This window comes from Vibrio sp. B181a, assembly GCF_030248375.1.
GTDB classification, from domain to species: Bacteria; Pseudomonadota; Gammaproteobacteria; order Enterobacterales; family Vibrionaceae; genus Vibrio; species Vibrio campbellii.
In genome coordinates, this window is sequence record NZ_JAHGAD010000035.1 from 55990 (window position 1) to 78319 (window position 22330).

At 46.8% G+C, this 22330-nt stretch carries 21 protein-coding genes, 1 tRNA gene and 1 pseudogene; 6 read left to right on the forward strand and 17 right to left on the reverse strand.

Annotation, left to right across the window (positions count from 1 at the left end):
• Window positions 1-237: 237 nt before the first annotated feature.
• On the reverse strand, window positions 238-1335 hold the full coding sequence (locus KIO97_RS15680) for a hypothetical protein (RefSeq protein WP_285383393.1): 1098 nt from the start codon (window positions 1333-1335) through the stop codon (window positions 238-240).
• A 101-nt stretch (window positions 1336-1436) separates the two neighbouring features.
• On the opposite strand from KIO97_RS15680, the gene KIO97_RS15685 reads away from it, so the two are divergent.
• Window positions 1437-2228 carry a 2,3-dihydro-2,3-dihydroxybenzoate dehydrogenase gene (locus KIO97_RS15685; protein WP_285383394.1) on the forward strand — a complete coding sequence of 264 codons (792 nt, stop codon included), beginning with the start codon at window positions 1437-1439 and terminating at the stop codon, window positions 2226-2228.
• Between the two features lie 19 nt (window positions 2229-2247).
• On the opposite strand, the gene KIO97_RS15690 is transcribed toward KIO97_RS15685, so the two are convergent.
• From KIO97_RS15690 to KIO97_RS15705, 4 genes are all read right to left on the reverse strand, one after another.
• Window positions 2248-2970 carry a transglycosylase SLT domain-containing protein gene (locus KIO97_RS15690; protein WP_038891816.1) on the reverse strand — a complete coding sequence of 241 codons (723 nt, stop codon included), beginning with the start codon at window positions 2968-2970 and terminating at the stop codon, window positions 2248-2250.
• Window positions 2971-3101: 131 nt separating this feature from the next.
• Window positions 3102-3518, reverse strand: coding sequence for a DUF5991 domain-containing protein (locus tag KIO97_RS15695; RefSeq protein WP_285383395.1), 417 nt, complete (start codon window positions 3516-3518; stop codon window positions 3102-3104).
• Window positions 3519-3610: 92 nt separating this feature from the next.
• Entirely contained in the window at window positions 3611-5302 is a 1692-nt protein-coding gene (locus KIO97_RS15700; protein ID WP_285383396.1) for a class I SAM-dependent methyltransferase, read from the reverse strand.
• Window positions 5303-5463: 161 nt separating this feature from the next.
• A tRNA-Arg gene (locus tag KIO97_RS15705) sits at window positions 5464-5540 on the reverse strand.
• Between the two features lie 204 nt (window positions 5541-5744).
• Here KIO97_RS15705 and folD point away from each other — a divergent pair.
• The gene (gene folD, locus KIO97_RS15710) at window positions 5745-6605 is read left to right on the forward strand and encodes a bifunctional methylenetetrahydrofolate dehydrogenase/methenyltetrahydrofolate cyclohydrolase FolD (protein WP_005430847.1); all 861 of its coding nucleotides are present in this window, start codon (window positions 5745-5747) and stop codon (window positions 6603-6605) included.
• Between the two features lie 1022 nt (window positions 6606-7627).
• Window positions 7628-7937: pseudogene (locus KIO97_RS15715) on the forward strand (endonuclease domain-containing protein).
• Window positions 7938-8501: 564 nt separating this feature from the next.
• Here KIO97_RS15715 and KIO97_RS15720 read toward each other — a convergent pair.
• From KIO97_RS15720 to KIO97_RS15735, 4 genes are all read right to left on the reverse strand, one after another.
• Window positions 8502-9701 carry a NupC/NupG family nucleoside CNT transporter gene (locus KIO97_RS15720; RefSeq protein ID WP_285383397.1) on the reverse strand — a complete coding sequence of 400 codons (1200 nt, stop codon included), beginning with the start codon at window positions 9699-9701 and terminating at the stop codon, window positions 8502-8504.
• A 236-nt stretch (window positions 9702-9937) separates the two neighbouring features.
• A complete protein-coding gene (locus KIO97_RS15725; protein WP_017188388.1) occupies window positions 9938-10882 on the reverse strand; it encodes a LysR family transcriptional regulator in 945 nt (314 codons plus the stop codon).
• A 71-nt stretch (window positions 10883-10953) separates the two neighbouring features.
• A complete protein-coding gene (locus KIO97_RS15730; protein ID WP_103413456.1) occupies window positions 10954-11925 on the reverse strand; it encodes a lytic transglycosylase domain-containing protein in 972 nt (323 codons plus the stop codon).
• A gap of 48 nt (window positions 11926-11973) precedes the next feature.
• A complete protein-coding gene (locus KIO97_RS15735; RefSeq protein WP_012127285.1) occupies window positions 11974-12255 on the reverse strand; it encodes a YcgL domain-containing protein in 282 nt (93 codons plus the stop codon).
• A 197-nt stretch (window positions 12256-12452) separates the two neighbouring features.
• Here KIO97_RS15735 and minC point away from each other — a divergent pair, with 197 nt between their 5' ends.
• The 3 genes from minC to minE are packed head-to-tail and all read left to right on the forward strand — an operon-like array spanning window position 12453 to window position 14211.
• Window positions 12453-13115 carry a septum site-determining protein MinC gene (gene minC / locus KIO97_RS15740; RefSeq protein WP_005437686.1) on the forward strand — a complete coding sequence of 221 codons (663 nt, stop codon included), beginning with the start codon at window positions 12453-12455 and terminating at the stop codon, window positions 13113-13115.
• Between the two features lie 17 nt (window positions 13116-13132).
• Complete coding sequence (gene minD / locus KIO97_RS15745; RefSeq protein WP_005437688.1) at window positions 13133-13945, forward strand: septum site-determining protein MinD; 813 nt, start codon at window positions 13133-13135, stop codon at window positions 13943-13945.
• Window positions 13946-13947: 2 nt separating this feature from the next.
• Window positions 13948-14211 carry a cell division topological specificity factor MinE gene (gene minE, locus KIO97_RS15750; protein WP_005437690.1) on the forward strand — a complete coding sequence of 88 codons (264 nt, stop codon included), beginning with the start codon at window positions 13948-13950 and terminating at the stop codon, window positions 14209-14211.
• A 265-nt stretch (window positions 14212-14476) separates the two neighbouring features.
• On the opposite strand, the gene rnd is transcribed toward minE, so the two are convergent.
• The 8 genes from rnd to KIO97_RS15790 form a co-directional block, all read right to left on the reverse strand.
• The gene (gene rnd, locus KIO97_RS15755; protein ID WP_285383398.1) at window positions 14477-15595 is read right to left on the reverse strand and encodes a ribonuclease D; all 1119 of its coding nucleotides are present in this window, start codon (window positions 15593-15595) and stop codon (window positions 14477-14479) included.
• A gap of 87 nt (window positions 15596-15682) precedes the next feature.
• Window positions 15683-17374 carry a long-chain-fatty-acid--CoA ligase FadD gene (gene fadD / locus KIO97_RS15760; RefSeq protein WP_012127281.1) on the reverse strand — a complete coding sequence of 564 codons (1692 nt, stop codon included), beginning with the start codon at window positions 17372-17374 and terminating at the stop codon, window positions 15683-15685.
• A 106-nt stretch (window positions 17375-17480) separates the two neighbouring features.
• Window positions 17481-18335 (reverse strand): alpha/beta fold hydrolase, encoded by an 855-nt coding sequence (locus KIO97_RS15765; RefSeq protein WP_285383399.1) that lies wholly within the window; start codon window positions 18333-18335, stop codon window positions 17481-17483.
• A gap of 6 nt (window positions 18336-18341) precedes the next feature.
• A complete protein-coding gene (locus KIO97_RS15770; protein WP_285383400.1) occupies window positions 18342-18899 on the reverse strand; it encodes a Slp family lipoprotein in 558 nt (185 codons plus the stop codon).
• Window positions 18900-18924: 25 nt separating this feature from the next.
• Window positions 18925-19230, reverse strand: coding sequence for a hypothetical protein (locus tag KIO97_RS15775; RefSeq protein WP_005428720.1), 306 nt, complete (start codon window positions 19228-19230; stop codon window positions 18925-18927).
• Between the two features lie 53 nt (window positions 19231-19283).
• Window positions 19284-19985 (reverse strand): tRNA (adenosine(37)-N6)-threonylcarbamoyltransferase complex dimerization subunit type 1 TsaB, encoded by a 702-nt coding sequence (tsaB, locus tag KIO97_RS15780; RefSeq protein ID WP_012127278.1) that lies wholly within the window; start codon window positions 19983-19985, stop codon window positions 19284-19286.
• 45 nt (window positions 19986-20030) lie between these two features.
• On the reverse strand, window positions 20031-21956 hold the full coding sequence (locus KIO97_RS15785) for an ATP-dependent DNA helicase (RefSeq protein ID WP_285383401.1): 1926 nt from the start codon (window positions 21954-21956) through the stop codon (window positions 20031-20033).
• 91 nt (window positions 21957-22047) lie between these two features.
• Window positions 22048-22230 carry a hypothetical protein gene (locus tag KIO97_RS15790; RefSeq protein ID WP_005428722.1) on the reverse strand — a complete coding sequence of 61 codons (183 nt, stop codon included), beginning with the start codon at window positions 22228-22230 and terminating at the stop codon, window positions 22048-22050.
• Between the last annotated feature and the right edge of the window lie 100 nt (window positions 22231-22330).

Sequence of the window (22330 nt, forward strand, 5' to 3'; positions counted from 1 at the left end):
AGTGAGACTACACATACAAAATCAATTGTTCAAACACTTTTTGATAATAATTATCACTCGCATTATAAATAATTCTATAAATTAATCCCATAGTATGAATATGGAAAAAAGCAAATAATTACTTATAGTTAGAGAACTTAAGAGGAAAAATCACTGGACATAAAAAATGGCTGAACCCTTTTGGAATCAGCCATCAATCATTGATCAGTTCAATGCATTTACGTAATAGGACGTCAATTAACCCTGATCGTTAAAGCCGTATTTTTCATCGCTCAACGTTCGTATTTCATTGAAGCGGTCTTGCATCTTTCCGCCAATTAAATCCACGCGTCTTTGCATCTCATTCACCCAATTTCGATCTGCCATCACGTCACGAGGAAATACTGTCGTGCGTTGATTTGCTCCAAGATAAAGAAACGCATCAAACAATTCGCCCACTTGCGCATCCATCTTGTCCATAGCCGCTAACTTGTAACGGGCCTTCGGCAAGAGGTCGATGAATCTCAGCTCCGCAATTGGGCTTTGCTTCACGTCCAGCAGCGCTGGTGCTGATACATCGTGGAAAGTTTCCACCACTTCTGGCTCTGTCATTGGCCAAATTAAGTACGTGCTGTCAGGAAACGCTTGTTCTAAACGCGTCGCCAGTGGCCAAGCGCTGTCTTGCGTTTTTGCTACGTAATCCTTTGGCGCATTAACCAAATGAAAAGCGCCAAAAATCAACAGAGCTTTTTCTTGCTTGGTCATTCGCTCAGCCGCAATTTGATAGAAGTGATCGGTTTTATTTTTCGCCGCCAGTTTCCACACTTTTTCATCTTGAAGGCCTTGCCAATCAAAAGGTGCTTCCGCTAAATGCACCTGAATCTTTTTCCCTTCAGGCAAGGCCGCATTGCGCGTTCTAATCGCCTCAAAAAAGTTTCGGTACGCATCAGGCATCCAGGCCATAAAATAAATTGATCCCCTCAGCACCTCCTCCAACTGCGCTTGCGTCACCTCGCCACCAGCCAAATATTCATCCAGCACCGGCTGGTATTTCGCATTGCCAAATTCAACCACAATATGAGTAACCTGGTCAGAGAACGCCTCGGTCTTCACCAGTTCGGTAGCGTAATTCAGAAATGCATCGTTCCAATGGTAATCACCGATCCCAACAAAATTGTGTTGCTCGAACGCTTTTAAAATGGCCGCATTTGCAGGCTGGGCTTGTTTCACTACTTGCTCAATTTTCTGCTTGGGTAAGTCCACCTCGGCAGAGTGCGGTAAATACTCGCACCCAACCATTCCAACGAGCCCCACAGCCAAAAGCCAAGGTTTGATTTTCCAGCCAAATTTATTCATCAATTTCACGACCTCCTTGTTAATATCGCGACAACGATAACAAAAATCATTATCATCCATCCAATTTTGATTTGATACTTGTTGCACAAAAGGAGAAAGGAATGAGTGAAAACAGCTCAGAATTCAACGGCAAACTGTGTTTAGTGACCGGCGCAGGACAAGGGATTGGCCTAGCATGTGCCAAAAGCTTATTGGCACAAGGAGCACGAGTGATTGCCTGTGATGTCACTCAATTGGCACTCGATGCCTTCCAGCAGTCGCTACCAGAATACCAACAATCGAATACGCTGCTTGTCCCTTTTGATTTGGCAGATTCAAATGCAATTCAAACCGCTTGCCATAACCTAGAGCAAGACCAACTTATCCCTGATTACATCGTCACTTGTGCTGGCACTTTGCATCTCGAATCAGTTTTAGATTTGCCACTGGAAGCACTGACTAAAACCTTGGATGTGAACTTAAAAGGCACCATGCTGCTCACACAACAACTGGCTAAAATTCTGGTCAAACACAGCAAGCAAGGCGCGATTGTGGCCGTCGGTTCCAACGCCGCAGACACACCACGCGTCAAGATGTCCGCTTACTGCACTTCCAAAGCTGGCCTGCACATGTGGATGCAATGTTTGGGGTTAGAATTGGCAGAACATGGCATTCGCTGCAACATCGTCAGTCCCGGTTCAACCCGAACCCCAATGCAAGAGCAGATGTGGAATGAAGCTTATGGCGAGCGAGAAACAATTCAAGGCAACTTGGCCTCCCATCGCATGGGCATTCCGTTAAACAAGATTGCCGAGACCAAGGACATCACCAACGCGATTGAGTTTTTGCTCAGTGATAAATCAGGTCATATCACCATGCATGATTTGAGAGTGGATGGCGGAGCGACCTTCTGATCCTCCGCCGAACGGAAAGTTAACCGTAAAACTTGGGGTGCCTGCCCTTCTCTAGCTTGCGCCTCACCTTGTAGGACACATCACCTAACGTGATCTTGCCAGCGTTGTTGCGGTCGATCCCCGCGTTCTGACGATACGCGATCGACCCCTGTTTAAACAACACATGCGAATGGGGTTTACCAATGGCAGCCGGATAGAGGATGGCCATGTACACATCCTCAAGAGAGTCCATTCGACCACGGTACGGCAAGAAGTACGCTTTGACGTAATCGAGCTGCTCAATTGCGCTCATCTTGGCCAACTTTTTGGTGCTGGTACCCAGCGCCTCGGCCGTTGAAGGCATAAACTGAATCAGCCCTGTCGCGCCACTTCCAGAACCATTTTTGATGCTCGGGCTAAACGTCTCTGCCGTTTCAAACGCCATGCAAGCCATTAGGTGGTTTGGGTCTATATTGAGCTCTTGAGAAATGTCGCTGACTTTGCTTTTAAACTCGGGTGAAACGCGATTACCCCAAGCTAGGGCATCAACAGGAGAGGAGGAAAAACACGAACAAGAAACATCATTTTTATTAGGGAATAAAGATAAAGGCGAGAGAGTGTTTACAACCTTCTGGTTCTTACGCATCAGGCTGTTAGGAAAGGAAAAAACCTTATCTTTTTTGTGCTTAAGCTTTGTTATTTTTAGTAGCTTATACAATCGCTTAGAAACCGTTTTCACGATAAAACCACAGTGGGAAAACATTTGTAAAACTGTAGTCCATTTCTTACTTTTTTAACATCAGTATCAGTTGTGAAGCACAAAAGTGTGAGGTAGATCGGTGAGCTTTATAGAAAACATTTAGGATAAGAATAGGAATGAGAAAAAATCATACTTCATGATTTTTCTTTCCGATCAAAGCAATAAGTAGTTTGTTGCACATCGGAATTCGGTTGAATGGACTTCCACTCAGTCACAACACTGTCTTCACGCTGAATTAGTCTGATTAGAGGCTCTCCAACTTGGTAAAATTGAACACCGTATCGATTGGTAACTCTACCGTTAGAATAAGACGTAAATAAAATATCGATAGTGTGGTCTTGACGACTCGTCGCACACTTTATGTTCTCTTCTGTCTGAAAGCCCAAGATGCCCAAAGTACAGCTTTCATCATCAATAGAAAGTTGATACTCAACCCATGCATTTAGACCAGCGTTGGTCTGACCAAGTCCAACCTCACAGTGATAAACACCATCCCAACTAGCGGTAGAGAGAGCCGCCAGAACCAGCGCATCAACCGTCAAATTCACCATGCTCACCTCCATGCATACAGTTTGCATGGAAGGTTACCGAAGTCTTAATCTCGGGGCGTTCCGCTCCATCAAAACTTAGACGGAGAGCTCAGTTACCACTCAGCAATACAAAGACGACTTTTCACACCGCGAATCTGCAACCCCATGGCCTCAAATACATGCTCAAAGTCTTGGCAGGAAGCAGGCACATTGGGTAAAGACAGCGATGCTTCTGTAAAGAATGATTGGCTGAGTGTCTCTGATTCTCCCCACGCTAATTCCCACCAATCCAAAATACGTTGTTTCGACGCATTCAACCGATAGACCGCAGGCAGCCGATCGCGCTTGTTGAGATTTTCAGTTTTAGATGTGGGCAGCAGGTTCCATTTATCGTTGTTCGGCCAATAAGCAAAAGGTAAGCAGTGGTCTACATGGTATTCGTTACGCAGCTTGCTCCCGCTCCAAACACTGATGATCTCAGATTGATTCGAACGTAACTGCTCTACCCGTTTGCGTACCGCGCGAGTGTCGTGGTCTTTATCAATCCAAACTAAACAATCGTGGTATGTTTGTAGCGCGATACCTCGTTCTTGGTTTGAGCTAAACCGCTGCATTTCAAGGATCCATTGGTTGACCACCAGCGGTTCAATCCAAGAGTGATAAAGCCTAAAGCAGTCCCACAAGCTCTCATCCAGAATAAATTGGCCATAGCTTTCAAGGAATGCTCCATCAACAACAATAGTGCCTTTATGCTTTTTCGATGAACGTACCATTTCAAAATATGGATTCGATTTGTCACCTTGGTATGTGTAGGTAACTGGGCCATCTTTGATGGTTTTCAAACTGTCTTTAATCGCTTTATCTAAAGCAGCCGCATCATCACCAACAAACATGGTACCAATCGACAAATCATCAGGACTTAAATGAGATAGCTTGCCCCAACCATCAGGCTTGATGAATCCGAGCCCTTTTGAGGCATTGGAATTCTGCTGGATGTTTTCTTTATCGATGAGGCGTTTGAACTGACGAATCCAATACAGGCCAACTAAACCAAGGGGGATCGCGACTTTGCCATCAGTACGATCAATAACGGCTCCGGAATGTGCGTCTGCAATTCGCAATAAGGTTCGTAGCAATGCCAGTTTGTAAGTCGCTGACTTGGAATCGTTCACGATAATATGACGAACCTTGTTGAGATCACCGGAACCATCATCGGGAAGTGACATGACAACTGTCTGCCAATGAACATCATCCCGCTTGAGTTGGTCGTCACTGTCGGAGACATGCCTAACCATAAGCGCACTGTTCTTCGCCAGCTTTTCTAATTCTTGAACGGAGACAGGGTAAGCTTTGCGCCCATCAGTGAAGTCACCAAGACGAAGACTTATGACCAATCGACCATTTGGTGCTAGTAGATTAGAGAGCTTACGGAAAGCGCGTTCACGATGAGAAGTAGCAAGATGCATCCAAACCGCACTCACCAAAATAAGATCAAAGCGAAGCCCTAAGTTGGTGGTTTTCTCAAGCGCAGGCAAGGCATCGTCAAGCCAAGTAACCGAATCACCCGTCTTAACTTTACCAAGCGCTAGTAAAGATGCGGCAGGCTCAAGAGCAATCACTTCACAGCCTTGCTCCGACATCCATTTTGCATCTCGCCCAGACCCAGCACCCACATCCAATACGCGATCGCCTATATGAGGCCAAAAAGGCTGCCAGCTAGCGTGAACGTTCTCAAATGTCGCCGAGTTATATTGCTCCGCTAATGAGCTCGCATTTTGGTTATAGAAATTGGAGGTAGAAGACATAAAGATAAGGCTGCAATTGAACTGAACACATAGTAAGTGCTATTGATTGCAAAGACTAGAAGGTAGTGCAAAAGTTGTAGGAGACGTTGAGTTGGAAATTCTGGCGCCTAAAACGACAAAACCCTGATAACTCGGGGGAGTTAACAGGGTTTCTAAATAAATGGCACGCCCTATAGGATTCGAACCTATGACCACATCCTTAGAAGGGACGTGCTCTATCCAGCTGAGCTAAGGGCGCGCTACAGGGACAGGATTATACGAGTTCAAGCGCTTAAATCAACGGGTTTTCATAACATTCTGATCTGAATGCCTAAAAAAAGGGCACTAAAGCGATAAATGTTCAAAAACACCCCAAAGCAAACGTTTGCGTATGGATGTTAAATAGATTTTCTGCGACAATGCGCCGCAAATAATTTGCCTTCTCAATTTAAAAAGGAAAGTCATGACTGCTCAAAATATAGATGGAACTCTCATTTCCCAAACTGTTCGATCCGAAGTTGCAGCACGTGTGAAAGCTCGCGTTGAGGCTGGCCTTCGTGCTCCTGGTCTTGCAGTTGTTTTAGTTGGTGAAGATCCAGCTTCTCAAGTTTACGTTGGCAGTAAGCGCCGTGCGTGTGAAGAAGTTGGCTTTGTCTCTAAGTCTTTTGACCTTCCTGCGACAACGTCGGAAGAAGAGTTGTTGGCACTTATCGATGAGTTGAACAACGACGCAGAAATCGATGGCATTCTTGTTCAGTTGCCACTTCCTGCTGGTATCGATGCAACGCACGTTCTTGAGCGAATTCACCCAGAGAAAGATGTGGATGGCTTCCACCCTTACAACGTTGGTCGTCTAGCACAGCGCATTCCTAAGCTTCGTTCTTGTACGCCAAAAGGCATCATTACGCTGCTTGACCGTTACAACATCGAACTACGCGGTAAGCACGCGGTTGTGGTTGGCGCATCAAACATCGTTGGTCGCCCAATGACACTTGAGCTGCTTCTTGCTGGTTGTACGACAACAACTTGTCACCGCTTTACCAAAGATCTAGAGGGTCACGTTCGCCAAGCAGACCTTGTTGTGGTTGCAGTTGGTAAGCCAAACTTCATTCCTGGTGAGTGGATTAAGAAAGGCGCTGTTGTGGTCGATGTGGGCATCAACCGTCTTGAGTCGGGCAAGCTAGTAGGTGACGTGGAATACGATAAAGCACGAGAGAACGCGAGCTTCATTACACCAGTACCGGGCGGCGTTGGCCCAATGACGGTAGCAAGCCTAATTGAGAACACGATGCTGGCTTGCGAGCAGTTCCATACGAAGAAATAAAGAAGTACAGATACTGAAAGGGCTCCGTAAGGAGCCCTTTTTGTTTGAAGTAATAACCCCCTCTAACTCCCCCTTGAAAATGGGGAGGACTGGGCTGAGATCGCTTTTGTTTCGCTGAATTATTCAAATATCGAAACCGGATTTAGTTCGGAGCAGCAACCCCCTCTAGCTCCCCCTTGAAAATGGGGAGGACTGGGCTGAGATCGCTTTTTGTTTTCTAACTTACCCAAATATCGAAACCGGATTTAGTTCAGAGCAACAACCCCCTCTAACTCCCCCTTGAAAATGGGGAGGACTGGACTGAGTTCGCTTTTGGTTCGCTGACTTATTCAAATACTGAAACCGGATTTAGTTTGGAGTAATAAGCCCCTCTAACTCCCCTAGAAAATGGGGAGGACCGGACAGAATTCGCTTTTTGTTTTCTGACTTATTCAAACACCGAAACTGTATTTAGTTAGAAGCAACAACCCCCTCTAACTCCCCCTTGAAAATGGGGAGGACCGGACAGAGTTCGCTTTTTGTTTTCTGACTTATTCAAACACCGAAACTAGATTTAGTTCTGAGCAGCAACCTCCTCTAGCTCCCCCTTGAAAATGGGGAGGACTGGGCTGAGATCGCTTTTAGTTCGCTGACTTATTCAAAACACCGAAACCGGATTTAGTTCAGAGCAACAACACCCTCTAACTCCCCCTTGAAAATGGGGAGGACTGGGCTGAGTTCGCTTTTGGTTCCCTGGCTTATCCAAGTGCCGAAGCTGGATTTGGTTCGGAGCAACACCCCCCTCTAACTCCCCCTTGAAAATGGGGAGGACTGGACTGAGATCGCTTTTACCTATGAAATCACAGCGCACATCATATTAATTGTCGACTGGTACTTCACACTAAGCGCACTCCGATCTAGTCCCCTCCCCTTTCTAAGGGGAGGGTTAGGGAGGGGTTAAGAACGCAAAGGAACCACCAGTGCCACAACGAACTTTTAACTTAAAGTACCAAAAGCAAATCAGGAGTCAGTTACGTACAAATATGCCAAAACCTGAAGAGATACTCTGGCAAAGAATCAGACGTAAACAGCTTGGCGTAAAGTTTCGACGGCAACATGGCATTGGTCGCTATATTGTTGACTTCTATTGTGCGGAATTGGACTTAGTTATTGAGATTGACGGCGATAGCCATTTCTCTGATGAGGGAAAAGAGAAAGATACAATTAGGGATGCATTCATGGAAACATTGGGGATTAAGGTTCTGGCGATTTACCAACGAAGAAGTGATGAAGCAAACCGAGTCTGTTTTGGAAAGGTTATTCAATTTAGTTCGGAGCAGTAACCCCCTCTAGCTCCCCCTTAAAAGTGGGGAGGACCGGACTGAGATCGCTTTTGGTCTTCTGACTTATTCATATACCGAAGCTAGATTTAGTTCGTAGCAACAACCCCTATAGCTCCCCATTAAAAAGGGAGAGGGCCGGACTGAGATCGCTTTTAGTCCGCTGACTTGTTCAAATACCGAAACTAGATTTAGTTCTGAGCAGCAACCCCCTCTAACTCCCCCTTGAAAATGGGGAGGACCGGACTGAGATCGCTTTTGGCTAGCTGACTTATTCAAATATAGAAACCAGATTTAGTTCGGAGCAACAACCCCCTCTAGCTCCCCCTTGAAGATGGGGAGGACTGAACTGAGCTCACTTTTGTTTTCTGACTTATTCAAATACCGAAACTGGATTTAGTTCGGAGCAGCAACCCCCTCTAGCTCCCCCTTGAAAATGGGGAGGACCGGACTGAGATCGCTTTTCCCTATGAAATCACAGCGCACATCATATTAATTGTCGACTGGTGCTTCACACTAAGCGCACTCAAGCCTAGTCCCCTCCCCTTTCTAAGGGGAGGGTTAGGGAGGGGTTCTGTTACAAACTCAAAATCACGCCAGCGATTGATGCACTCATCAAGTTCGCCATTACACCTGCTGCAATTGCGCGGAAACCGTATTTCGAAATGAATGAACGCTTCTCTGGTACGAGTGAGCCTAGGCCGCCAATTAGCATTGCCATGGTTGAGATGTTTGCGAAACCACACAGTGCGAAGGTTACGATAGCTTGTGAGTGTGCGCTTAGCTGAGATTTCACTTCCATCAGTTGGATGAAGGCTACGAACTCATTTACCACGATCTTGTTACCGATCAGAGAGCCTGCCACGATAGCTTCATTCCAAGGAATACCTAGCAACCATGCGATTGGTGCGAATAGGTAGCCAAGCACTAGCTCGAAGCTCAGTTCCATACCGAATAGACCACCGAACCAGCCTAGAATGCCGTTTAGCATCGCGATAACACTCACGAACGCCAATAGCGTTGCACCTACCGCAACTGCGATACGTAGACCAGACATTGCGCCGTCTGCCATTGCTTCAACCACGTTGGTTGCGCGTGGCATTTCTACTTGGTCTAGGTCGATATCTGGTGTTGTGGTGTCTGTCTCTGGCATCATGATTTTTGCCATCAGAAGACCCGCTGGCGCAGACATGAATGCCGCCGCGATCAGGAAGTTAAGATCCACTCCCAGTGATGCGTAACCCACTAGCGTTCCACCAGCAACCGATGCCAAACCACCTGTCATTACTGCGAAGAATTGAGAATCACTCATGTGCTTCAGGTATGGCTTCACGACTAGTGGCGCTTCAATCATACCAACGAAGATGTTCGCTGTTGCAGATAGTGATTCTGCACGGCCTGTGCCTAGCAAACGCTGTAGACCACCACCGATTAGGTTGATCACTTTTGGCATTAGACCAATGTGGTACAAACCAGAAATTAGTGCCGAGAAGAAGATGATGATACCTAGAACATTAATCGCGAAGGTAAAGCCACCTGTTGCTAGGTTGCCAAATAGGAACGCGATGCCCTCTTGACCGTAGTTGATTAGGTTAGAAACCGCGCCAGTTACGGCGTTAAGTGCTTCTTTACCCGCTGGTACGTAAAGTACCAATAGCGCGAAGATTACTTGCAGAGCAAAAGCCAAAGACACCGTTCGTAGACGAATGTTCTTACGGTTAGTCGAAAGCAGCCATGCTACGAATAGGATGACTACGATACCAAGAATTGAGTTCATAAAATGAATCCGACAAAAGGGGGAACAGGAAAGGCGTCGGATTGTATAGAGTGAAAGAAATGCTGCAAGTTAGGGATGTTAACAGGCTGAGAATCTCGCCTGCTCACTCTTTAACCAGCAAAATAACTCATTGAATTAAATAAAGATAAACGTTTGCCTAAAGTTATTATTTCCAAATGGAAAAGATGTTTCTGGATTTGGAAAAATTTTGTGATTCAAATCACCTTATGTATTCTCTACTTCGGAATCGAAATATACGGCGCTAATCGCTGATCCCAGTGGCAAGGCGATCCGATCTTCTGTTTGATGAATTCGATCACTGCTGAGATCTTTTTCGGCATATGCTGACGGCTAGGGTACACCGCATAAAACGGCATGGATTGGCTGGCTTTCCAATCAGGCAGAAGCTGGATCAATTTGCCTGATCGGAATTCATCCCCCAGCAAATAAGTGGCTAAGTAAGCAATCCCCCACCCTGCGATTGCGGCATCACGCACCGCCTCTGCTAAATCGACCGAGTAGTTGCCAGAGACTTTCACGTTGAGCTCTTGCTCACGATTGGTGAACGCCCAACTGGTGTAGTCACGTTCCCAACTGCGGTAGATAAGGCAATTATGCTGTGACAAGTCATTCGGTTCGGTTGGCGTATCGAACTTAAGTAAGTAATCCGGCGATGCAGCAACCACAAATTGGCAATCCGCCAAGCGCTGAGCAATGTAGCCTTCTGGTAGGTGTTCATTGTTGGTGATCCACAAATCCAAGCCTTCTTCGAGCATATCGACCTTGTAATCGAACAAATGCACTTCGACTTGCAGTTGCGGGTATTTCTCACGAAGTTCTTGAATGGCAGGGATGATATGCAGCGTGCCAAAAGACTGCGACAACCCAAGACGAACCAAACCGGCGACTTCATCGCGTTGGCTTTCCATCTCTAACGTGGCACTGCTAACAGCTTGCACCACTTGTTCACAATGGTGATAGAAGGTTTGCCCAGCTTCGGTTGGTGTAAAGCTGCGCGTGGTGCGTTGAACAAGCTTAATGCCCAGTGAAGCTTCCAACTGGCTGAGCTGTTTACTGACGTGAGAAACAGACACACCTAGGCTCTTTGCCGCAGCGGTAAAGTTCTTATGTTTGATCAACGCTGAGAAGATCACCATTTGTGCAGCACGTTCAGATAACACGCAAACCTCGTTTCAAATAGAGAAAACAAAGGGCTCCGAAGAGCCCCTTTTTATTCGTTTATACATTCAACCTAGAATGTGATGCGGTCAGCTAAGTGACTTACCGCCAGTGCGAAGTAGTAAGAGCGGTTCCACTTCATCAACACATTGTAGTTGTTGTACACCAAGTAAGTACGACCGTTCTCATCGTCTGGCATGATCAACCAAGCTTTGATGTCTTCGTCCAGCTTAGGAAGTGGGCTGCCATCGTATTTGGTGATGCCAAGCTTACTCCACTCTTGCAGATACTTACCTTTTTCCGCTTCGCGACCTTGCAGGTTATGGTCGATGCCGTGTGGCACTTTAACCTGACGACCCCAAGTGAACTTATCATCCCAGCCAGATTTACTTAGGTAGTTCGCAGTAGAAGCAAACACGTCCGCTTCTGATTGCCAGATGTCCTTCTTGCCATCGCCGTTACCATCCGCAGCAAAGCGTAGGAATGAGCTTGGCATAAACTGACATTGACCCATCGCACCAGCCCAAGAACCTTTGAAATTCTCTAGATCGATATGACCTTCATCTAGGATTTGTAGTGCCGCCATGGTTTCTTTACGGAAGAATTCTTCACGACGACCTTCAAACGCCATGGTCGACAACGCATCGATCACGCGGAAGTTACCGGTGAACTTACCGAAGTTACTTTCCACGCCCCACAGCGCAACGATAAAGCGCGGCTGCACGCCAAACTCATCACCAATGCGTTTTAGCTCAGCGTAGTGTTCTTTATACAGCTGCTTCGCTTGCTTGACCTTCCACTCAGGTACCGCGCGCGGAATGTATTCATCTAACGTCAGTTTCTTCTCAGGTTGGTTACGGTCAGCTTTTACGGCGCGTGGTTTGTATTCCACATCAGCAAAAGCGGCACTAATCACCTGTTCGGAAATGCCTTTATCACGCGCTTCTGCACGCAATTTGTTTAGGTATTCATCAAAGCCATCGCTACTTGCAAAGGCTGAAGTGCACATACCAACGCTGAGCATTGCTGCCAGTATCTTTTTCATATCGCCCTCCTTGAGCGAGGCAGAATTCCCAGATGAAAAGCGGTGACGTTATTCGCCTTTCTGCTGGGCTTTTTGTTCTTTGTATTTTTCTAGTAGGTTTTCCGGCGGAGGCGGAACCTGTAGGAAGAAACCATCATTAATTAATGACGCTTTCACTTTCTCGACATCAACTTGTGCCAAAGTACGACCATCAAGTTTGATTGTCATCACCGGCATAGGCTTACCGAACATCTGCATTAACGTGTCAGGAACCTGTGAGAAATCATCCTTTTTCGGAATGTAGAGATAAGTGCCTTCTTTTCTGGAGCTTTTATAAATAGAACAAAGCATGACGAGCCTTTTGTGCTGATTTACCCGCTTTGAGTGCGGATTTTGTTGAAAACGTAAAATTCTCGCAAACTTGATAGCAAATTTGAGATTAATTCACTTATTTGCCCGCTTGAGAACTTGCTGCGCTAAAGGATGAAATATAACATGACAGACCTAGTTTAAGGCAACGCTCTTTCAATAAAGGCAAGAAGTCCACGATGACCCATTCACCTGACCTTAAAGGTAGCAGTTTTACATTGTCAGTTTTACACCTTTCTGACAACGAGATCGCTAAGACTGTCGAATTTTTGCAAGAAAAGGTTTCTCAAGCACCCTCTTTCTTCGCATCCGCACCTCTGGTTATCAATATAGCAAAAGTAGAAGGCGATATTGATTTCACCGCACTTAAACAAGGCATCGCCGATGCAGGGTTTATTCCGGTTGGTGTGACTGGCTGTAAAGATAAACGCGTTCAAAACCTTGCCTCAGAAGCGGGCTTCGCCATCATGTCTGCGAGCAAATCTCCAACTCAAGCACCAGCGAAAATGGCGCCGACCAAAATCGTTCGTACGCCTGTACGTTCTGGCCAGCAGATTTACGCCAAAGACGGTGACTTGGTTGTACTGGCACACGTAAGCGCTGGTGCAGAAGTGATTGCTGATGGCTCTATCCACATTCATGGCACCCTACGCGGACGCGCCATTGCTGGGGCGAGCGGCCAACAAGAAGCCCGAATTATTTGTCACGATTTACAAGCTGAACTGGTTTCCATTGCAGGAGATTACTGGTTGAGCGATCAAATTGAGAGTGAGTATTGGCAAAAGAAAGTAATGATCAGTAAAGCCGAAGAATCATTACATCTAGAAACACTCACGATTTAGTCTAAAAAGGAAATAAAATGGCACGCATTATTGTAGTAACGTCTGGTAAAGGTGGCGTTGGTAAAACCACTTCAAGCGCAGCCATCGCCTCTGGTCTGGCTCTTAAGGGCAAAAAGACTGCGGTGATCGATTTTGATATCGGCTTGCGTAACCTCGATCTTATCATGGGCTGTGAACGCCGCGTGGTGTATGACTTTGTTAACGTCATCAACGGTGAAGCAACGCTTAACCAAGCGATGATCAAAGACAAGCGCACAGATAACCTATTCATTCTTCCAGCTTCTCAAACACGTGATAAAGACGCGCTAACCAAAGATGGCGTGCAACGTGTGTTCACTGAGTTGGATGAAATGGGCTTCGACTTCATCATCTGTGACTCTCCAGCAGGTATTGAGCAAGGTGCTCTGATGGCGCTGTACTACGCAGATGAAGCGATTGTAACGACCAACCCAGAAGTGTCTTCGGTACGTGACTCTGACCGTATCTTAGGTATTTTAGATTCTAAGTCACTACGCGCTGAACAAGGTCTTGAGCCAGTTAAGCAGCACCTACTACTGACGCGTTACAACCCTTCTCGCGTAACACAAGGTGAGATGCTAAGCGTTGAAGACGTAGAAGAGATCCTACACATTTCTCTATTGGGCGTGATTCCAGAAAGCCAAGCAGTACTGAATGCATCAAACAAAGGTGTGCCAGTGATCTTTGATGAGAACACAGACGCGGGCATGGCTTACTCTGATACGGTAGACCGCCTACTGGGCAACCAGGTTGAATTTCGTTTCCTTACTGAGGAGAAGAAAGGACTCTTTAAACGACTATTCGGAGGCTAGACATGTCACTACTAGAATTTTTCCGCCCGCAAAAGAAAACTTCAGCGAATCTAGCCAAAGAGCGTTTGCAGATCATCGTTGCTGAGCGTCGTAGCCAGAACGATCCTGCGCCTTCTTACTTGCCTCAATTGAAAGAGGACATCTTGAAGGTGATCAGCAAATACGTTGCGATTGATCCAAACATGGTGGATTTGACGTTTGAGCACAAGGACGATGATATTTCGGTTCTTGAGCTAAACGTGAAGTTGCCAGAAGACGAGAAGTAATTACTTTTCGACTTTGCTTGAGAGTCTTCCTCTTCGTCATTCTGGACAGCGAGGTACGATCGCGATTCAGAATCTATTACCAGAGCACTCGGGTCGGTGAAAGAAGGTTTTGGCGTCAAAGCGAGCTGTCAGTAGATTCCTAGTCTCACTTAGGTTCGCTGGAATGACCCTGTGGCTTAGTCCTGCTGAAATGGGGACTCAAAACAAAAGACAAATGCGTGTTACAAAAAAGGTTGGCGATAATGCCAACCTTTTTTATTGGTACTTACTTCAGCACCTTATTCATCTTCTCGCCGAGTAATTCAAGACGCCAGCCTTGCATCACATCCGGTAGACGCGCTGGGTCACGGTCTTTCTTCCATACCCAACTGATGATTTGGTTAATCTGCTTTTTAGACGCCAAGAACTCGGTCGCCAAGCCTGACTTTTGCGACGCTACCTTCACCACATCCTTCATGTTCTTGAAGATTTGCTTGTAGCCTGGGTAATCCATCAAACGTTCGATTTTCGCTGGGTAATCATCGGCTGGTGTTTGCTTCGCTTGCTTCACAATACCCGCAATCTTCGCTCCATGGCGGTTAATCGCACGGATGTCGATGCCTTCCGCTTCCATCTTCTTAAAGCCAGTCAAACCAAGGCGAGCCACCGTCAGCAAATCACCTTCTTTGAAGATGAAGTTCAACGCTAGATCGCGCTTAATCGCTTCGCGGTAGCGCCAAGTCGCCAAAGGCTTAAGAATCGCAAGTTCAGCCGGTCTTAGCTGCCATGCGCCTTTAATGTCTAGGTAGGCGTTTTCTTCGTTCACGTTGCGAATACGCTTTGATACCAGTAGGTCGCTCTCTTGCTGAACCGCTTCCCACCAGCCTGATTCGTTCACTTTATCTAGTAGCTTCTCGTAAAGAGGCATTAGGTAGTGCACGTCGGCCGCGGCGTAATCAAGCTGCTTTTGAGTCAGTGGGCGCGCCATCCAGTCGGTGCGAGATTCGCTCTTGTCTAGCTCCACGCCTAGGTATTCTTCCACCAGCGTAGCAAAGCCCGTCGATAAACCGTGACCCAAAAATGCCGCCATCAACTGAGTATCCACCATTGGAAATGGTGTGCAGCCAAAGGCATTTTGGAAGACTTCTAAATCTTCACCACACGCGTGCAGTACTTTTAGCACTGAGGTGTCTTTTAGCAACTCGACGAACGACGTCATGTCCGTCAGTTCCGTCGGGTCGATAAGGGAAAGTTGTTTGCCATCGAAAAGCTGAATCAAACCTAGCTGCGGATAGTAAGTCCTGATTCGCACGAATTCGGTATCCAGCATAACTACGTCGGCTTCTCTTGCTAGAGCGCAGACTTCTTCTAGGTCTTTGTTTTTCGTAATGATCTGATAGTTCACATGCTTCTCGCTATAAAAAAATGCCAGCAAAACGCTGGCATTCTAACACTATTTGGCAATAAATGATTGTTGCACAAAGAAATCCGCTTATGCGCTCTTCTTCGCTAGCTCTGCGTCGTTCTCTTCACGCAGTACGCGACGAAGGATCTTACCTACGTTGGTCTTAGGTAGATCTTCACGGAACTCAACCAACTTAGGCACTTTGTAGCCAGTTAGGTGTTGGCGACAGTGTGCAATCACTTCGTCTTTGGTTAGGCTCGGATCGCGTTTTACAACGTAGATCTTCACCAACTCGCCAGACACTTCGTGAGGCTGACCGATTGCCGCGACTTCTAGCACTTTACCGTGCAGTGCGACTACGTCTTCGATTTCATTCGGGTAAACGTTGAAACCAGACACAAGAATCATGTCTTTCTTACGGTCAACGATGTGTAGGAAGCCTTCATCATCAAACTTAACGATGTCACCCGTTGATAGCCAACCGTCTTCGTTGATCACTTCTTTGGTCGCTTCAGGGCGCTGCCAGTAACCTTGCATCACTTGAGGGCCGCGAACTTGAAGCTCACCTGTCTCAGTATTTGCTAATGCGTTACCTTCTTCATCAACAATACGTACTTCTGTTGACGGCACAGGCAGACCGATAGAACCGTTGTATTCCACTAGGTCGTGCGGGTAAGCCGCCACCAATGGAGAACATTCTGTTAGACCGTAACCTTCTAGTAGGTAACAGCCTGTGGTCTTTTGCCATTTTTCAGCGACAGCACGTTGCACTGCCATACCACCACCTACTGCTAGGCGAAGGTTGCTGAAATCTAGCTCATGGAAATCTTCGTTGTTCACTAGCGCGTTAAACAGCGTGTTTACACCGGTAATCGCAGTGAACTGGTATTTTTGCAGCTCTTTCACAAAGCCCGGAATATCACGCGGGTTAGTGATAAGCAGGTTGTTGCCACCCATTTCAACGAACAGTAGACAGTTCACCGTCAGTGCAAATACGTGGTAAAGCGGCAGTGCTGTCACAACAAGCTCGCGTCCTGGTGCCAAAACTGGACCGTATGCGCCTTTAGCCTGCATTACGTTAGCGATCATGTTGCGGTGCGTCAGGATTGCGCCTTTCGCTACGCCCGTTGTACCACCAGTGTACTGTAGGAATGCAATATCATCGCCAGACATAAATGGCTTCACGTATTGAAGACGACGACCTTTGTGCAGCGCTTTACGCATTGAGATTGCACCCGGTAGATCGTACTTAGGCACCATGCCCTTCACGTACTTAACCACGAAGTCGACAAGCGTACCTTTTGCACGTGGCAGCATTTGACCAAGACTGGTCAGAACCACGTGTTTCACTGGCGTGTTTTCTACGATTTGCTCTAGCGTGTTCGCGAAGTTAGAAACGATAACGATCGCCGTTGCACCAGCATCATTTAGCTGGTGCTCAAGCTCACGAGGAGTGTAAAGTGGGTTCACGTTCACAGCGATACAGCCTGCACGCAAAATACCGAATAGCGCGACAGGGTATTGAAGCAGGTTTGGCATCATAAGAGCAACGCGGTCGCCCTTCTTCAGCTTTAGTTCGTTTTGTAGATATGCGGCGAATGCGCGGCTACGCTCTTCCAATTTGCGGAAGGTCATGACCGAGCCCATGTTCATGAATGCCGGTTGGTCTGCGTATTTTTGAACAGACTGCTCGAACATTTCTACCAAAGACTCATATTGCTCTGGATTGATGGTTTCAGGTACGTCACTTGGATAACGTGAAAGCCATGGTTTATCCACGATGTTACTCCTCGTTTATAACTGGCTAAAAAATAGCGTCCTTTTTATTTTGAGCACTATTACAGCACAGCAAACGTGCTTGAGCACGTAACTCTCAAACACTTGTTTAAATTTTGTTAACTACACCAAGAATTCGCTTTACCACCTCGAGTGTTTGCTCTAAATGACAATGGTGACCACCCGCGACAGAAACCACATTCGGTGGATTTTCGCCCCAATCGACTTGGTTAGACTGTAAATGCTGAAATCCTTTGTCACCCAAAATGATCAGGTGCGGACAGCGTATTTGGCTGGTGATCGAGTTCGCGTGGTCCTGTGCCATGCGGTAAAGAGAATCGCACTTTAATTTGGCATCGTGTCGCCAAAACCATTGGTTCTCGCGACATTCGGTTCCGCGCTCTACGATTGGCATCAACTGCTCGGCGGTCAGGTGATTCGCTTGCATGCGTAGCTTTAACGCCAGATCGAAAGAAGCGATAGATCGCTCCGGTTTGTTGCGTTGACGTTTCCGGTTAAGGACACCATCACGCAGTCGTTTTACGCTATTGGAAGGCTGTTCTGCGAGTGGACCCGCTCCTTCAATTTGCACTAACGCTTCGACCTGTTCAGGAAAGGCAGCACTATAGCAACTTGCGATTAATGCGCCTAGTGAATGACCTACTAACACCAGTCTGTTTGGCGATAATTCATCCAATAATTGGTGTAAATCAGCAATATAGTCGTGGAAGGGGTAGTAATTGTCTGAGGATTTATGACTGGATAAGCCATGACCAAATAGGTCAATTGCTAATAAATGAAGATCAGGATTGCACTGATGGATGGCGTTCATCAAGGTTTTGAAGCTGCCCGCGTTATCCATCCACCCATGAAGAAAAACGACTGAACAAGCAGTCGTTTTTTCGTTTCCGATCTCTAAGGCAGCCATGTTCCCATTTGGGAGTGCAAAACGGCGCTCATTCATCACAGATTATTTAACCTTCTTGATCACCTTGCCGTCTTGCGGGAAATCCGAACGCATCATACGGCAGTTAATGGAGTAGCAAGGGTAGTAATAGGTTGGCGTGTCGTACATACGTACTCGCTCTTCAATCTTCCATAAGCGGTAACCATCGCCTTTGATGACTGGGAAGATGTATTGATGCTCGCCAATTTTACCTTCTTCTTCGCCCGCACCTTTACCAACCACGGTAATGATTCGACCTTTACTGAAAGCAACCGGCTCTAGGTAACCATCAAAATAAACCGCGAAGCGACCCGTTGGTTCTTGGTCGATGTCTGGCTTGCCTGATTTGCTGATTGGCAGGTTTACGATCTCCAGACGCGTTTGGTCTTTCAAGTTATCCACTTTCGCGATAACACCACCAAGGCGGACATCGTTAGCAGTCTGTCCTTGGTCTTCGGCAAAGGTTTTGTAATCCGTTAAAACCTGCTCGGTGCTTGCATTCAACTCTTCAGGAAGAGAACTACAGGCAGAAAGCCCGAATGCCGCGATAATAACCAGAAAAATACGTCCAGAAAGTTTCATAAACCCCCACTATAAATTCGTTGTTTTACACATAGATATCGACACCAAGTAACTGAGCAAGTTCCTCTTTCTTTGCTCGATTCATGACGTCCATATACTGTTCCATTGCTTTGCGAGCATGACCCTCGGGCAAATCATATTGCACTTGAGCGCGATGAATCTGAGACTCATCCACTTGTTTAATGGAGTGCGCGACGGCGTTCGCCACCTTAGAAGGTTGACCAACGGACTGCTTATCTTGAGTTTTCTTTACCTGCCCTTTTTTACCGACTTTATTGGTACGATTTGCACCCGGTATTAACGCAGGAGGTAAACCATTGATAGACGCCATAACGCTCCATAAAAATACAGGGCAAACGCCCCGTATATTCTAGTAGTGATGAATTATTCGCGACCCGGAAGTTTCTTCCACGTTACATTATCGCGCAGATAAACCGGGCTCGATTCTTCTACTGGGACTGTGTTGCCTTTCTTAAGTTCCTGTTCAGCAAGAATCACGATGTCTTGCGAATCAGGGTAAAGCACATCACCGCTCGTTAAGTTGAATGGCAGTTTACCAAGATCTTCTTGGTAAGCATCCCAACCAGTACCCGCTTTAGTCCACGTTTTGTCGTCTGCTTGTGCTTCTTCCGCTAGACGCGCTGGTGGAATAACACATTCTGCATCGACACCAGCCCATTCACCGTTTTCTTGGCGAGTGTAACGTGCCCAGTAAACTTCACTCATACGCGCATCAATCGCAACCGCGACATCCGTTGCACCGTGCAGGCGGTAGCTTGCTTGTGCCATCGCAGCCAACGTTGAAACGCCAATCATTGGTAAGTCAGCACCAAACGCCAAACCTTGCGCGATACCAATACCGATACGAACGCCAGTAAAGCTGCCCGGACCACGACCAAACGCCAATGCGTCTAGATCTTGTAGAGTCAGGCCCGCTTCTTTCAGTACTTCGTCCACCATAGGCAGTACTTTCTTAGTGTGGTCACGAGGAGCCACTTCACTGCGTGAAATCACTCGGTCATTAACCAGTAGCGCAACTGAACAGTTCTCAGTTGCCGTATCGATAGCAAGAATTTTTGCGCTCATGTAACTCTCTACAATTCTTCTTTAATTTATTGATGCCACAGCGCATTAGTCTGCGGCAGGTTGTTCTGTTTTTAGGAATGTTTTGATTCGTTCCAAATCCCGTGTTCTTGGGATTGGCGGTAAGCTGCCAAGGAAGATGCCACCGTAATCACGCGTTACCAAACGGTTGTCGCAAATGATTAAGGCACCATGATCTTTTTGGTCTCGAATTAAACGTCCTACGCCCTGCTTTAACGTGATAACCGCATCCGGGATTTGCACTTCTGCAAACGGCTCACCGCCACGTAATCGACAATCTTCGATTCGGGCTTTGAGCAGCGGATCATCAGGGGCAGTAAACGGTAATTTGTCGATGATAACACAGCTCAGCGCATCACCTCTAACATCGATCCCTTCCCAGAATGCACCCGTCGCCACCAGCAGTGCATTACCCAGTTCCATAAACTCGGCAAGGGTCTTTTGTTTGCTCATCTCACCTTGCATTAGCACAGGCAGATCCAGCACTTCACGGAAGCGTTCACCAAGCTCACGCATCATGCTGTGCGAAGTACACAGGAAGAAACAACGCCCGTCGTTCTCTTCAATCACAGGCGCAAGCATTCGCACCAGTTTGTCGGCTAAGCCTGGGCTGTTTGGCTCTGGCAAATAACGAGGCACACATAGGCGCGCTTGCTTCTCGTAATCGAACGGAGATGGCAACGAAAACTGCTGCTTCGGCTTCAATCCAAGACGGTCAGTAAAGTGTTTAAAGTCACCAGATACTGCAAGGGTTGCAGAAGTGAAAATCCACGCGCCTTGTTTGATTTCAATTTGCTCATGGAATTTATCTGCAACCGATAGCGGCGTAATGTGCAGAGCAAAATGACGGGGAGATGTGTCGTACCAGTATGAGTAACCAGTAATATCGACATCACAAACGCGATCAATTCGTCCTTTGATCAGGTTGGCACGCTCAAAGGCGGTTTCCAGCAATTGGCTTCGACCTAGTGCCAGTTTCAACACATCAATCGCCAGATCTAAGCTATCGGTTAAGCGCACCAATTCACGCTTGATCGATTCTGATTGCAGCGCTTCACGCCAGTTTCCACGAAAGCCCGGTTCACCGAGCACGATGCGCATATCCATCGCACTTTGCATCAGCTTATCACCGACTTTTTGTAGCTGGCGCATATCTTTTGCTTCAGTGCGGTAGGCTATCTCAATGTCTTTAGCGAGCTCTTGGATCTGACGGCTAGAGATCGATTGTCCGAAGTATTCGCTGGCAATGTCTGGAAGCTGGTGCGCTTCGTCGAAGATGAACACGTCAGCTTCTGGGATCAACTCACCAAAGCCGGTTTCTTTGATCGCGAGGTCTGCAAGGAACAAGTGGTGGTTGACGACAACAATGTCTGAATCCATTGCGCGTTTGCGTGCTTTTAGGACGAAACAATCGGTGTAGCTCGGACACTCTTTGCCCAGGCAGTTATCGTTGGTAGAGGTAATGGTTGGGATGATCATGCTGTCTTCTGGCAGATCCTCACAATCACCTAAATCGCCCGTTTTGGTTTCAGACGACCAAGTGCGGACTTTAACCAATTGAGTCAGCAGTGTTGGATCGGCTTCATTAGTATGGCTCTCGACCATTTGTCGGCTAAGACGATCCAAACATAGGTAATTGGAGCGACCTTTTAGTAGCGCGACTTGTCCATAAAAGCCCAAAGCATTGACCATCAACGGCAAGTCACGGTGATACAATTGCTCTTGCAGGTTCTTCGACCCGGTACTGATGATGACTTTTTTTCCGCTCAAGAGCGCCGGCACAAGGTAAGCGAAGGTTTTACCCGTTCCCGTCCCGGCTTCTACCACGAGCTGAGTTTGGTCTTTGATCGCACTGCTGACAGCTTCTGCCATATCGATTTGTGGCTGGCGAGCTTGAAAGCCCGGAATGGCTTTGCCTAACGCGCCCTCAGAGGAGAATGTTTTTGCGATCATGCCTGGCATCTGGTTGGAAAAATTGTCGTGAGTATATCAGAGATACTTGTTCAATCAGACAACCTGCAGCGCTATTTCTGTCTATTCGCTCTCAACGACTCAATACGGTTTGCAGAAACGAGAGTTCCTCTTCCGACAAAGTGCTCATGGATTCAGAAACGGTTAGTTTCCTCAGTTGACGTTGCAACAGAGATTTTTGGTTTGCATTGAGCAAATGTAATTGTTCCATTAACTGGCGGAAATCCTCATCAGAAACACCAAAATGTTTAGGCATCCTTTACCTCCTCGAAATTCAACACACGAATACTGAATCGCTTATATCAATTCGAGGGTTAACGCAGAGTAAACCTTGGTGTTTTAAATGAACAAATGAA

Coding starts and splice junctions, on each gene's coding strand:
- KIO97_RS15765 (WP_285383399.1), bottom strand. CDS start 18,335: ATGAATGAGCGCCGTTTTGCACTCCCAAATGGGAACATGGCTGCCTTA.
- KIO97_RS15775 (WP_005428720.1), bottom strand. CDS start 19,230: ATGGCGTCTATCAATGGTTTACCTCCTGCGTTAATACCGGGTGCAAAT.
- minE (WP_005437690.1), top strand. CDS start 13,948: ATGTCACTACTAGAATTTTTCCGCCCGCAAAAGAAAACTTCAGCGAAT.
- KIO97_RS15790 (WP_005428722.1), bottom strand. CDS start 22,230: ATGCCTAAACATTTTGGTGTTTCTGATGAGGATTTCCGCCAGTTAATG.
- folD (WP_005430847.1), top strand. CDS start 5,745: ATGACTGCTCAAAATATAGATGGAACTCTCATTTCCCAAACTGTTCGA.
- KIO97_RS15685 (WP_285383394.1), top strand. CDS start 1,437: ATGAGTGAAAACAGCTCAGAATTCAACGGCAAACTGTGTTTAGTGACC.
- KIO97_RS15700 (WP_285383396.1), bottom strand. CDS start 5,302: ATGTCTTCTACCTCCAATTTCTATAACCAAAATGCGAGCTCATTAGCG.
- KIO97_RS15735 (WP_012127285.1), bottom strand. CDS start 12,255: ATGCTTTGTTCTATTTATAAAAGCTCCAGAAAAGAAGGCACTTATCTC.
- tsaB (WP_012127278.1), bottom strand. CDS start 19,985: ATGAGCGCAAAAATTCTTGCTATCGATACGGCAACTGAGAACTGTTCA.
- KIO97_RS15720 (WP_285383397.1), bottom strand. CDS start 9,701: ATGAACTCAATTCTTGGTATCGTAGTCATCCTATTCGTAGCATGGCTG.
- minC (WP_005437686.1), top strand. CDS start 12,453: ATGACCCATTCACCTGACCTTAAAGGTAGCAGTTTTACATTGTCAGTT.
- KIO97_RS15690 (WP_038891816.1), bottom strand. CDS start 2,970: ATGTTTTCCCACTGTGGTTTTATCGTGAAAACGGTTTCTAAGCGATTG.
- KIO97_RS15785 (WP_285383401.1), bottom strand. CDS start 21,956: ATGATCGCAAAAACATTCTCCTCTGAGGGCGCGTTAGGCAAAGCCATT.
- minD (WP_005437688.1), top strand. CDS start 13,133: ATGGCACGCATTATTGTAGTAACGTCTGGTAAAGGTGGCGTTGGTAAA.
- KIO97_RS15770 (WP_285383400.1), bottom strand. CDS start 18,899: ATGAAACTTTCTGGACGTATTTTTCTGGTTATTATCGCGGCATTCGGG.
- KIO97_RS15680 (WP_285383393.1), bottom strand. CDS start 1,335: ATGAATAAATTTGGCTGGAAAATCAAACCTTGGCTTTTGGCTGTGGGG.
- KIO97_RS15730 (WP_103413456.1), bottom strand. CDS start 11,925: ATGAAAAAGATACTGGCAGCAATGCTCAGCGTTGGTATGTGCACTTCA.
- KIO97_RS15695 (WP_285383395.1), bottom strand. CDS start 3,518: ATGGTGAATTTGACGGTTGATGCGCTGGTTCTGGCGGCTCTCTCTACC.